The sequence below is a fragment of the Mycobacterium nebraskense genome (genome assembly GCF_002102255.1).
GTDB classification, from domain to species: Bacteria; Actinomycetota; Actinomycetes; order Mycobacteriales; family Mycobacteriaceae; genus Mycobacterium; species Mycobacterium nebraskense.
Genome location: NZ_LQPH01000115.1, coordinates 15,224 through 27,159, shown reverse-complemented (window position 1 = coordinate 27,159; position 11,936 = coordinate 15,224). Strand labels below are relative to the sequence as shown.

Sequence of the window (11,936 nt, the reverse complement as noted above, 5' to 3'; positions counted from 1 at the left end):
CCACCAACAAACAAGCGCGCACGTTTACGTGAGGCAACGAATCCGCCTTCGCGCGCATCTTGAAATGAGGCAACAGGGAGTCGAACTCGGCTTAGTGTGGATGCGGGATGAAGGACGAGTGCCAATGAACATCGACGACGAGTCCGTCACGACGCTGGAAGACCTCAGGGGCGATCTGGCGCAGCGGTACAAGCGGACGGCGAGCGGTGGAAGCTCGGTCGACAGCGCGATTGTCGACGCCGACATGGCGGCCCTGGACGGCGACGGCTACGTCATTTGGGAGGACCTGCTCACTCCCGAGCAGTGCCGGCAGATTCGTGAGGTCGTGCGCCCGTGGCTCGGGCACACGGGACGCAACTCCTTCGAGGGCCGGCGCACGCAGCGCATCTACAGCCTGCTGAGCCGGACGCGCGCGTGCGACGGGATCGTCGCCAATCCTCGGGTGCTGGCGGTGCTCGATCGGCTGCTGATGCCCAACTACCTGCTTTCGGCGTTGCAGGCCATCAACATTCAGCCGGGAGAGGCCGCGCAGCTGGCTCACCATGACGACGGGTTCTATCCGATCCCGCGTCCACGAGAACCGTTGGCGGCGGCCACGATCTGGGCCATCGACGACTTCACCGCCGACAATGGCGCCACCGTCCTGTACCCCGGCAGCCACCGCTGGGGCAAGCGCCGGCCGGGCCTGGACGATCAGGCCCTGCCCGTCGTCATGCCCGCCGGCTCGTGCGTCTTCTTCGTGGGGACCCTGTGGCACGGCGGGGGCGCCAACAGCACCGACCGTGACCGTCTCGCCGTCACCGCCCAGTACTGCCAGCCGTGGCTGCGACCGATGGAAGCCTTCACGTTGTCCATATCGCGCGAGATCGCCCGATCGGTCTCCGACGACATTCGCCGCATGCTCGGCTACAGCATCCACCCGCCCTTCGTCGGCGCGGTCGACGGTCTGCACCCGCTGCGGCTGTTGGAAGCCGCTCAGGACTCGTAGGTCCTAGCTCCGTCTCCGCTGAAGCCCCCCAACCGGGCTGCGTTTCTGCGCGAACCCCTGACGACCATTCCGCAGGGCCAGGGTGGTATGTGACTCACCGCACATTTATGCTAAGGCTGTATTCCAGGTCACAACTGGTAGGAGCTTTCATGGCCTCAGCCCACGGCTCGAGCAAGCACGTCGTTGTCGCGCCGCGTTCTAGCGGGGCAATCCATTCGCACCGGATACTGCTGGCCGTCGTCGTGGTCATGGCCTTTATCGCTGCGGTCACAGGCGTCGTCGTAGCCGCATCGACGGGGCACACCACCGCCGCACTCGTCATCGCCCTTGTGGCCGGCGGGTGGTTTTCTGCTGCCCTCTGCTAGCGGCCTGCACGGCCGGCGGTGACGCGAATCAACTGGCGATCGCGCCTGGGCAGTACTTGATTCGGCCCAGGTCGATCCACATGTTGGCACGTTTGGCGGCCTGCGCCGGAGTCAACCCGGTCACACTCTGATTGTTCGCTTGTTGCATCGCGCCGACTATCTGCGCGCGCGACCAGCCCTGTGCCATGGCATTGCACATGGTCTGTTCGGTTTGCATCTCGTAGTTGGGCCAGTCCGGTGGGAATCCAATCGGGTCAGCGTGGGCCGCAGCGAGTGTGGCGGGCATCAGAGCCGAAGCAACAAACGCGATCACGAACGACAGGGCAAGAAACAGCCTTCTCATGACGGACAAGGGTGTAAGCGACTGTTGCACGGACACTTCTCCTCGATTCGGCGCTTCGATGACCTGCGGGGTCGACAACCTATGGCCCCCGTCCACCAATGTTAGGGCCTTGGCCGCTTGGACGGCGCCAGAAACCGGAGAGGAGCGAACGTGCAACTCCACTGGATAACCTGGTAACCGGCATGTGGGCAGAAACAGTTCCATCGGCAGCCGTGCAGCGCGCCGGTCGGTCGTACTAGGCTACGTCGGCGGGCCGAGGGCTTCGAGTATTACGGCATGGGCCGGCATTAAGGAGAGAAGGGTGAGAGCCCTGGTCGCGGGCGCCGCCGGGTTCTTGGGGTTTCACCTCAGCAATCGGCTCCGGCGCGAAGGCATCGAGGTTGTCGGGCTGGACAACTTCTGCACCGGCAGGCGCGAAAACGTAATGGAGCTCGGGGGGGACCCGGGCTTCAGTTTCTTCGAGCACGACATCACCCGGCCGTTCGGCGCGGCCGTGACGGGTCCGCTGGATGTCATCTTCAACATGGCCTGCCCAGGATCGCCGCGCGCCTACCAGCGGGATCCCCTGTTCACCCTGGACACCAACTACCTCGGGACCAGGAACCTCCTGGAACTGGCCCGCGAAAAAGGGGCGACAATTCTCCAGGCCTCCACCAGCGAGGTCTACGGGGATCCGACGATCCATCCGCAGGTCGAAAGCTACTGGGGCAACGTCAACTGCTTCGGGCCGCGGGGCTGCTACGAAGAAGGCAAGCGGGTTGCGGAGACGCTGATGCTCGAGTACGCGCGTCGCTACGGCGTCCGAATCAAGGTCGTGCGCATCTTCAATACCTACGGTCCGAGGATGGACCTCGAGGACGGCCGAATCATCCCAACGTTCATCGTCCAGGCGCTGCGGGGAGATCCGATCACCGTCTTCGGAGACGGCTGCCAGACCCGATCGTTTTGTTATGTCGACGATCTCGTCGACGGGCTCGTGAATATGGCGGCGAGCGAGCCCTCGTTCACTGGTCCCGTCAACCTCGGTAGCCCAGCCGAACTCACCGTCCTCGAAACCGCAAGCACCATCAGGGAAATGACCGGATCCACCTCGCCGACCGTTTTCAAGGCACGACCGCCGGAGGACCCGAGGAGGCGCAAGCCGGACATCAGCCTCGCCGAGTCCAAGCTCGGCTGGCGTCCACGCGTCCCTTTCGAAGAAGGGGCCGCGCGGACGATCGAATATTTCAGAGATATAATCGAATGTCGGTCGCCGGGGCGCGCTGTGACCCTTGATGTCTTCAATACCCGGTTCCGGCAATGAGATTCGTGCTGGCAACCCTCGGAACTCGGGGTGATATCGAGCCGTGCGCCGCCATCGGTCGGGAACTACAGCGCAGAGGTCACGACGTGCACATGGCGGTCCCGCCTAACTATGTCGGCTTCGTCGAGTCGGCGGGGCTTGCCGCGGTCGGCCACGGCCCGGACCAGGTACGGCAGAACGCGGACATCGCCCGCAAGTACGGAACGACGCCGAACCCTGCCGTCATGCTGTGGGAAATCTTCCGGGATATCACCCAACTCTGGCCGGGGCTGGGTACAGCGCTGACGGCACTGGCCGATGGGGCCGATTTGCTATTGACGGACGCCGGCGAGCAAGGGCTGGCCGCCAATGTTGCGGAGTACTACGACATTCCCTACGCCGCGGTGCACATCTACCCGATCGCGCCGGATAAGACGCATTCGCCCATAACCAAAGCGGCTGAATACGCCCAACGCCGGGAACTCGGCCTGTCAGCGGAACCGGGACCTTCCACGCCACAACCCCTGGAGATCCAGGCCTACGACGAACTCTTCTTTCCCGAGCTGGCAGCCGAATGGGCAAAATGCGGCGTCCGACGGCCCTTCGTTGGCGGGCTGACGCTGGAGTTGCCGACCGAGATCGACGAAGAGGTCTCATCATGGATTGCCGCGGGGACGCCGCCGATCTACTTCGGCTTCGGCAGCAGCGCGCGAGTCGCATTTTCCGCCGACGTGATCGCGATGAGCGCGGCGTGCGCGCAGCTAGGCGAGCGGGCGCTGATTTGCAGCGGCGTGAGCGACCTCACCGACCTTCCGCAATTCGAGCACGTGAAGGTTGTGAGCGCGGTGAACCACGCGGCCGTTTTTCCCTCTTGCCGTGCGGTCGTCCACCACGGGGGCCCCGGTACCACGTTCGCAGGCATTCGGGCCGGAGTCCCTACGTTGGCTTTGGCTGTCTCGGTCGATCAGCCGATGTGGGCAGCTGCGGTCAACCGACTGGGAGTCGGCATTGGACGGCGCTTCATGGATACCACCCCGGATTCGCTGGTCGCCGATCTGCGATCAATCCTCACTCCGCGCTGCGTCGCTCGAACCCGTGAGGTCGCCGCCGAAATGGCCACACCCGCTGAAAGCGCTGCCATCGCCGCCGATCTCTTAGAAGACGCGGTCCGCCACGGCGCTTCGGCTGATGGGCGGACACCGCGGACGGCGGAGTGATCGGTGCGCGTGTTCAGTGCGCGGCGATCGATCGTTGAACTTGCGCGGCCGAGACGCTGCCATACGACGGCAACTCGAAGTCGGGTAAGGCGCAGATGCCAGCACAATCCCGGACCCGCTCTGACCAGTAACTCTGATCAGCGGTCGACGTGCAGGCGTAGAGCTTCATGTACGTCGCCGCGAAGGGGAACAAGAGGCCGTTGCCGACAGCCTGCCAAACGGCTGCGGCCACGCCCGGGGTTTCGACGCCCCGATAATCGTCCATCGCAATCACGCCGCGTTTGCCGGTGTGAGCCACTGCGAGGCTGATGTCCTTCGCCACGCACTGATAGCTGTGACACCCGTCAATGTGGATGAAGCGGAGCACCCGTTCTCCGAGGTCGAGCTCCGATGATTCGCAGACCTCGAGCGTTGGCCGACGAGTATGGAAGCGATCCCAGTTGGCCAGGAACTGCTGCTGGTCCAGTCCCGAGTACTGCTGGCGTGGAATCGGCGAGATGTCGCCGTGATCCATCACGGCGTCGAATAAATCGCAGATCACCAGTTCTTCATCGTCGCGCAGGCCGTAACCCATCAGGATGGCGGACTTGCCTTGATATGTGCCGATCTCCAGTATGTCGCCCGTTATGCGCTCGGCCGTCTGACAAGCGAGCAGCTTGGTGAAGAGCGCGACATCGGCCTCGAAGAACCAGCCGTCGACCGTGTCCATCTGCTCGGCGTAGAGGGTCCAGGCGGCGTCGGTCATGACGCACTCCTGCGCATGAACTCCTCCAGGGCGGTCGGTAGGCTGCTGGCGATTTTGCGCGGCCAAGCGGGCACGGTCTGCGCCGTTGGAGGCCGACATTCGAAGATTTGCACTGTCAAAGCTGGCGGGCGGGCACCGGGTTGAAGGGTATCAATTCTGCGCCCATACGCAATCGACTGCTTGCCCTTCAGCCCGTGAAGCACCTGTGCACATAAACGAGGGACTGGCCCGACTTTGCGGTTCTGTCCGGGAATCGAACCCGCGCTCCTTGCGGCAGACCCAGCCGCGTCGGCCACCAGGCGTTAGGAGCTTCGTCGGTGCCTTTGGTCCTCAGGCTTGCATCTCTTCGGCCCTGACACTCACGGCCGTCCTCCATGATCCTGCCCTTGGGTACATGGCCGATCAGAAACGAGCCGACATGTGGCAACCACCACGTAGCGCGATCCTGGTAGGCGTTGACGGCTCGGCAGCGGCACTGGCCGCCGTCCGGTGGGCGGCCCGTGATGCCGCGCTGCGGAATGCGCCGCTGGCTCTGGTCCATGTCATCGACGCCCCCGTACCGGGGTGGTTCGAGGTCACCGCGCTGGCCGACTTCAGGGAGTGGCAGGCGAAGCGAGCAGGCAAATTCATCAAGTCGGCGATCAAGGTCGCCGAAGCCAGCACTGGCGAGCGCGGTCCCGTGCAAATCGAAAGCCAGGTGCTTTATTCGGCCACCGTCCCGACGCTCATCGCCCTTTCCAAAGAGGTGGAGATGGTCGTAGTGGGCCATCGGGGACATGGCGGCGTCTTCGTCCGCAGCTCCCTCGGCTCGGTGAGTTCGGGATTGGTCTACCACGCGCATTGCCCAGTCGCCGTGATCCGCAACGAGAAAGCGTCGGTTGGCAATTCCGCGCGGGCGCCGGTGCTGGTGGGCATCGACGGCTCACCGGCATCGGAAGCGGCAACGGCTATTGCATTCGAGGAAGCCTCCCGACGAGGCGTCGCCCTAATTGCTTTGCACGCGTGGAGTGATCCCCGGGTTTCGGACTCCAGGGGGTTGTTCCAAGACTCCGAATGGGACGCTCAGCTATCCGAGGAGGAGGAGACACTCGCTGAACGGCTGGCGGGTTGGCACGAACGCTATCCCAACGTGCGGATCCGTCGCAGAATCGAAATTGGTGATCCGGCACGTTGGCTGATCAAGGCGTCCGAACGGGCGCAACTGATTGTGGTCGGCAGCCACGGCTGCGGCAGGTTCAATGGGATGTTGCTGGGCTCCGTCGGGGCGGCGGCGGTCAATCGGGCCAAGATCCCTGTGATCGTGGTGCGTCAGGAACGACGTCCGCCGTTGTAGGTCTGGCACTCTGACGTACCCGTTACCCCAGTGGAGCTGCCGTGAATCGAACTGCGGAAATACCGGATTCGACGACGCGGAAACAACGTGGAAGCACGCGAAACGACCTTCCGATACGCGATAGGTGTTGCGCAGCCCTCCCGACGCTGAAGTGTCGCTCGACCCGTGTCATGCGCCTACATTGCCAAGTGGGCCCCTGCTGCAGTGGGTCGACTTCCAGCAGTGCCGCGCCGGAGGTGCGCCGTGGGTGACCGCATCGATCCTTCCGCCCTGGTTGTTGGCCATGCCGACGAGGTGCGCCGCAGGCTCGAGCTGTGCGTCGTCGCGATGCAGCGCATGGTCGACGGCGGCTGGTTCGACGGTCATGAGAACACCATCGGTATGGAGGTCGAGCTCGATCTCATAGATCCGTTAGGCCGGCCACGGCTGATCAATGACGCCGTCCTTGCCCGGCTGGGCCGAGCGGACATGCAACACGAGCTCGGCCAGTTCAACGTCGAGCTGAACCTCGCTCCACGCCGGCTGCAAGGCCGGGTGCTGCATGACAGCGAGCGCGACCTCGCCGACGTGCTCGAGGCGTGCCGGGCACGAATCGAGCGGCTCGGTGTGCGACTGATCGCCATCGGCATGCTGCCCACCCTCAGCGCCGATGAGTTGACCGTCGAGCGGATCTCCCACAACCCGCGCTACGCGCTCTTGTCCAGCCGCATGAGCGCCGCCCGCCGGAGGCCGTTCCTGGTGCGCGTCATCGATGGGTGTGAGCCGGTTGAGTTCAAAACCGACTCGGTTGCTCCCGACGCGGCCACGACAAGCCTGCAGCTGCACCTGCGGGTGCCACCGGGCCGGTTCGCCGCGTACTACAACGCCGCCCAAATGATCGCCGGGGCTCAAGTCGCGGTGGCCGCGAACTCGCCGTACCTGCTCGCCCGCCAGGTATGGCAAGAAACCCGCATCACGTTGCTAGAGCAGCTGCTCGACACCCGTCGCCGCAGGGAGGTCCGCGCCGGTGCACCGGCGCGCGTCCGGCTAGGTGACCGGTGGGTCAACGGACCCGTCGAGCTCTTCGACGACCTCGTGCGGCTGTATCGGCCGCTGTTTCCGACGCTGGAGGCCGAGGATCCCTATGCCGCCCTTGGGGCCGGATACGCTCCGGCCCTGCGTGAGCTCCGGCTACACAACGGAACGGTGTGGCGCTGGAATCGTCCGGTCTACGACGTCCAGGCGGGTCGCCCGCAGCTGCGCATCGAAAACCGGGTATTGCCCAGCGGACCGACTCCCGTCGACATGGTCGCCAACGCCGCGTTCTACTACGGCCTGGTCCGCGCCATCGTCGACAGCGACCCAACCCCTTGGAAGCAGACGCCCTTCGCGGCGGCCGAGCAGAACCTGCACCGCGCGGCCCGAGACGGGCTGGCGGCGCGGCTGTGCTGGCAGGGCGTCGACCACCCCGCCGATCAGCTCACTCGTGAGGTCCTGCTGCCGGCCGCAGCGGCCGGGCTCGACGCTTGGGGCGTGGACGCGGGCGACCGTGACCGGTACCTCGGTGTCATAGAAGCGCGCGTTCGATGCGGCCGCACCGGCGCCGTCTGGCAGACCGAGACGGTGCGCAAGCTCGAGGAGCACGGGCTGCAACGCATCATTGCGCTGCGTGAAATGACCCGGCGGTATGCGGAGTACGCGCGCAGCGGTGCCCCAGTCCACGAATGGCCAGTGCCATGACCGCCGCGCGTGGTCGTTGGCAGCAGGGCGGGGGTTGGCGGCAGCAAGGACGCTGCCAAGTGGAGGCATGAAAACTAATGCTGTGGAACAACATTCGGCTCCGGGCGGCCCGCGTCCTCCACTTCCCGCCTTCAGACGTGCTTATCTGACCAGCAGCCTTACTGCGCCCGCCCGGTGGGTGCTATGTCGCCCTGCTGCAGCAATTTGGCCATTTCGGGGATGACAGCCTGTAGAGCCTTCATCGGTCGCAGCATCACCTTGACCGAGGTGATGCTGCCGGCATCGTTCCAATGGATCATGTCGATGCCGTTGACGTGGATTCCGTTGATGTCGGCGACGAACTCGAGCACCGCGGAGTGGTCAGCGTACCACTTCTCGACGTACTGGAAGTCGGTGTCGGCGAACAGCTTTGCTGCGGCGGCCAGGTAGGCTGCGGCCTTGGCCCGGCCTTGCTGTGGTGTGAAGACCGCTGGTGAGTATAAGACGGCATCCTCGGCCAGTAGGTCGTGCAGTTCGTCGGTATGGCCGGTGTCGATGATCTCGATCCAGCGCTGAATCACTGGTGGGGTCACACCGCAAAGCTAGCGTCCGGGCTCAGTCCCCGGTGCCCGAATCGGCATAAACGGCTTGCGACGGCCGCCCGCCTCCACGATGTGCATGTTGTTCCCGTTGTTGGGCAACTGGCAAGCAGAGTCCTCAGCGCCCACCGCAACGTTCTTTACAGCAGTTGACCTGGACCGTTGACAGCGAAAGACAGAAAAGGCCCGTCATGGCCGTCTTGGACAAGCCGTAACACGACTACCAGTCCTACGGTTCCAGTCGCTGGATGAACGGGCAACTTCGGGGCGCACGCACAATTTCCATGAAAAGGTCTCGATCGTGCGGCGTGGCGTGCGCTGGTAGGGCCGTCGCCCTTGACTACTCTATGGGCGACAAACCGTGGGGGGCACCGCGACGCGAAAGGACGCGCAACGTGAACCTCTGCAGCCCGACGAAGAAACAGGTCCTCTCGGCGCTGGGCGTGGCCGCGTCTGCCGTCTTGTGCTTCGGTGCAGGAATCGCCCGGGCCGACACCGCTAGTGTCCAGTTCCAACCGGCAACGCTGAACAACATTCCAAGTCTGCGGGTAACTGTCACAGACACCAGCGGCAACGGAAGCCCTGGCACATACGGCTCCTGCATTTTCAACGCCACCCCGACGATAGGGACCATGGACGTGCTGCAGGGCGTCGGCACGCCAATGGCACCGCTCAACCAGACATTTCAGCTGAACCAGGGCGGCCAGCAACAGTTGAACTTCGCGCCCGAGCTCCCGACGGCCACGCTCTGGAACGTCACCATAACCTGCACTGATCCCGTCCAAAACCAAACCGGGACTATCTACAACCAGCCGATGCCGTTCTGAAGACTTCACCCGAATGACCGGAATCGGCGAGAATCGTCGGGTTGTCGCCGGATTTTCGATCGTACCAATCTGCTTGTCCCACAAGCTCATTAGGCAAAGATCGACGTTGTAAGGTCATCCCACGCCCAAACGTTCTACCAGGTCGATGGCAGGGTAGCGTGGCACCGGGCCCGTCTGGCGAAACCGCTTATCGCGACGGTCTTGTAGGGATGGAAGAAGCGAGCGGTGAGGACTCACCCCAGTTGACGCGCTTCGAGCGGCCTGGTGCCGCGGTGGCCGGCATGCTCGCAGCGTGTCTCGTGCTCGTGCAGTGCACCGCCGCGCACCCACCTCCTGCGGCGACACCATCACGGTCTGCTACACCGTCACCATCGGCCGCCGCGTCAACCAGTGTGCCGTCAGCACCTGCCGGTGGGACCGTGGAGACGGTCACCGCCGCCCAACTCGGCGCCAGCTGGCGGCCGGATTGCCCAGTCGAGCCGGGGCGGCTGCGACGGGTCAACGTCGACTACATCGGTTTCGACGGCCAGATGAATCGCGGTGGGCTGATCGTGCATGAAGACCTGGTGCCGGAGGTCATCGCGATCTTCGAGCGGCTTTACCGGCTTAGTTACCCGGTCGAGAAGATCCGCACGGTCGACCAGTACCCGGGCGCCGATGATGAATTATCCATGGAGGACAACAACACTTCGGCGTTCAACTGCCGACGCATCCCAGGAACCAACGAATGGTCTCCGCATGCTTACGGTCGGGCTATCGATCTCAATCCGCTTGTCAACCCGTGCCTCTACGCCAGTGGGTATTTTGAACCGCAGAACGCGGCGGCCTATCTGGACCGCAGCCGCACCGACCCTGGACTCTTACACGATGGCGACCCAGCGGTGCACGTCTTTACAGATCGTGGCTGGCGGTGGGGTGGCGAGTGGACGGGTCCCCTCGACTATCAACACTTCGAGTGGCCCTAAAGACGCAGGGCCTGTGCCGTCGCCGTTGCAACCTCACCTCGCAAATTCGACATCGGTGGACTGCCTCGGGTGTGAATCGAGTTCGAGAGCAGAACTACGTAGGTATCTGAGCCCGGATCCATCCAAAGCGAGGTTCCGGTGAAGCCGGTGTGGCCAAAGCTTCCGATGGGGAAGATCATCCCCCGCGCCGTGGACTGGCCCGTATCGATATCCCAGCCGAAGCCGCGCAGGTTCTGCCCCGCGATCGCCGGGTAGTGCGGAGCGAGCAGCGGGTCTCTGGTGTTCGGTCTCTTCGCGACGGCCGCCCGGGCGGCGGCGTTCGCCGCTTCAAGCTGTTGAGGCGCATGTCCCGGTTGCTGCGGAGCCGTCATCAACTCGAGAGTTGTTTGCGACAATGGGAATTCGCTCGGACGGCCCGCGAGCCGGTCAAGCAAGGCCTGCGCAAAGGTACCGACATCATGTGCGGTCGAGAACAAGCCGGCATGCCCGGCCACTCCACCCATGCGTCGCGCCGTCGTGTCCTGAACGGTACCCCGGAGCAGGTGGTCAAGATCGGGATTCTTGGTCGGATCGGCCCTACCCTCTTCGTCACGTGCCGTTGGTGCGATGCGCGATAAGAGACCGGTGCTCCATGTGCCCGCAGGACAGGCTTCCGGACCCTGGCCGTTGGGCGCGGGAGCCCACGCGATCGCAGCCCCGATCGTCGTGTGCGGACCACACGCTTTGGCCGGCGGAAGGTAGTGGGTGTCTTGCAAGCCGAGCGGGTCGAACACGTGTCGCTGAACGTAGACGTCCAGGGCCTCACCGGTGACCTTCTCGATCAGCGCGCCGAGCAGAATGAAATTGATATCCGAGTAGCGGAAACCCCGACCGGGACCCGACTCCAGCGGCGTGGTGAGCGCACGATGAATGCCCTCTTCTTTGTCGGCTTTGTCCAGTCCCCACGGGTCTCCCAGGTTGACGTCCCCCGTTTCGCCGGAAGTGTGCGTAAGGAGCATGCGAACGGTCACCTTCGCGCGCTGTGGATCATTCGCCGGGTTGAAGTCCGACAAGTACTGCTGCGCCGGATCGTCGAACTGCACCTTGCCTTGTTCGTAAAGCTGCATGACGGCCGTCGCGGTCGCGAGGCTCTTTGTCAGGGACGCCAAGTCGAAGATCGTGTCCTCGGTCATCGGCTCTGCGGGCGCGGGCGACCCATCTAGCCCCGGTTCGCCCGCAAGCTTGCGTGAGCCGTAGGCCTGGTGGAAGGCGACGTTGCCGCCGTGACCGATTACCAGCACGGCGCCCGGCAGCTTGTCTGCCGCAATCGCATCGTTGATGAGCTTGGAGACCGGTGCGAAATCGATTGCGGGAACCGAATCGGGCAGTTTGACGCCTGTCGCGACGTCTGGCCTGGGAGCGTGCGTGCTTGCACCCAACGCTGGGCGTCCGACGTCGCCCCGCGAGCACGCCGTGGCTATTGCAAGGAAGGCAGTCCCGGCGGCAATGGCGGTTCGCATCGCACCGTGGAAGCCTGCGGCGACCGGTCGATTCATTGTGGAGCTCATCCCGTTACCTGCGATTTTGTTTGCGGA

12 protein-coding genes are annotated in these 11,936 nt (G+C 64.1%); 8 read left to right on the top strand and 4 right to left on the bottom strand.

Annotated features, from left to right (window positions below; all coding sequences use genetic code 11):
• Window positions 1–124 precede the first annotated feature (124 nt).
• Both AWC17_RS13765 and AWC17_RS13760 read left to right on the top strand, forming a co-directional pair.
• A complete protein-coding gene (locus tag AWC17_RS13765) occupies window positions 125–988 on the top strand; it encodes a phytanoyl-CoA dioxygenase family protein (protein WP_046186269.1) in 864 nt (287 codons plus the stop codon).
• A 149-nt stretch (window positions 989–1,137) separates the two neighbouring features.
• Window positions 1,138–1,353, top strand: coding sequence for a hypothetical protein (locus tag AWC17_RS13760; protein WP_046186268.1), 216 nt, complete (start codon window positions 1,138–1,140; stop codon window positions 1,351–1,353).
• A gap of 28 nt (window positions 1,354–1,381) precedes the next feature.
• Here the strand turns inward: AWC17_RS13760 and AWC17_RS13755 are convergent, their stop codons facing one another.
• Window positions 1,382–1,726 (bottom strand): hypothetical protein, encoded by a 345-nt coding sequence (locus tag AWC17_RS13755; protein ID WP_141224621.1) that lies wholly within the window; start codon window positions 1,724–1,726, stop codon window positions 1,382–1,384.
• A gap of 271 nt (window positions 1,727–1,997) precedes the next feature.
• On the opposite strand from AWC17_RS13755, the gene AWC17_RS13750 reads away from it, so the two are divergent.
• Both AWC17_RS13750 and AWC17_RS13745 read left to right on the top strand, forming a co-directional pair.
• Entirely contained in the window at window positions 1,998–2,999 is a 1,002-nt protein-coding gene (locus AWC17_RS13750) for a UDP-glucuronic acid decarboxylase family protein (protein WP_046186266.1), read from the top strand.
• Window positions 2,996–4,195: a glycosyltransferase gene (locus AWC17_RS13745; RefSeq protein WP_046186265.1), complete on the top strand. Its 1,200-nt coding sequence runs from the start codon at window positions 2,996–2,998 to the stop codon at window positions 4,193–4,195. The genes AWC17_RS13750 and AWC17_RS13745 overlap by 4 nt, the downstream gene beginning before the upstream one ends.
• A gap of 13 nt (window positions 4,196–4,208) precedes the next feature.
• Here AWC17_RS13745 and AWC17_RS13740 read toward each other — a convergent pair whose 3' ends face one another.
• Window positions 4,209–4,940 (bottom strand): class I SAM-dependent methyltransferase, encoded by a 732-nt coding sequence (locus AWC17_RS13740; RefSeq protein ID WP_046186264.1) that lies wholly within the window; start codon window positions 4,938–4,940, stop codon window positions 4,209–4,211.
• Between the two features lie 394 nt (window positions 4,941–5,334).
• On the opposite strand from AWC17_RS13740, the gene AWC17_RS13735 reads away from it, so the two are divergent.
• The gene (locus AWC17_RS13735) at window positions 5,335–6,273 is read left to right on the top strand and encodes a universal stress protein (protein WP_231614295.1); all 939 of its coding nucleotides are present in this window, start codon (window positions 5,335–5,337) and stop codon (window positions 6,271–6,273) included.
• Between the two features lie 243 nt (window positions 6,274–6,516).
• Window positions 6,517–7,992, top strand: coding sequence for a glutamate-cysteine ligase family protein (locus tag AWC17_RS13730; protein WP_046183516.1), 1,476 nt, complete (start codon window positions 6,517–6,519; stop codon window positions 7,990–7,992).
• Window positions 7,993–8,150: 158 nt separating this feature from the next.
• Here the strand turns inward: AWC17_RS13730 and AWC17_RS13725 are convergent, their stop codons facing one another.
• Window positions 8,151–8,564, bottom strand: coding sequence for a nuclear transport factor 2 family protein (locus AWC17_RS13725; protein WP_046183515.1), 414 nt, complete (start codon window positions 8,562–8,564; stop codon window positions 8,151–8,153).
• A 638-nt stretch (window positions 8,565–9,202) separates the two neighbouring features.
• Between AWC17_RS13725 and AWC17_RS33095 the strand changes: the two genes are divergently transcribed.
• Window positions 9,203–9,397: a hypothetical protein gene (locus tag AWC17_RS33095; protein ID WP_046183513.1), complete on the top strand. Its 195-nt coding sequence runs from the start codon at window positions 9,203–9,205 to the stop codon at window positions 9,395–9,397.
• Between the two features lie 281 nt (window positions 9,398–9,678).
• The gene (locus AWC17_RS13710) at window positions 9,679–10,362 is read left to right on the top strand and encodes a M15 family metallopeptidase (RefSeq protein ID WP_082122975.1); all 684 of its coding nucleotides are present in this window, start codon (window positions 9,679–9,681) and stop codon (window positions 10,360–10,362) included.
• Here the strand turns inward: AWC17_RS13710 and AWC17_RS13705 are convergent.
• Window positions 10,359–11,897 (bottom strand): serine hydrolase domain-containing protein, encoded by a 1,539-nt coding sequence (locus tag AWC17_RS13705; RefSeq protein ID WP_231588544.1) that lies wholly within the window; start codon window positions 11,895–11,897, stop codon window positions 10,359–10,361. The two genes, AWC17_RS13710 and AWC17_RS13705, sit on opposite strands and share 4 nt — an antisense overlap.
• Window positions 11,898–11,936 lie beyond the last annotated feature (39 nt).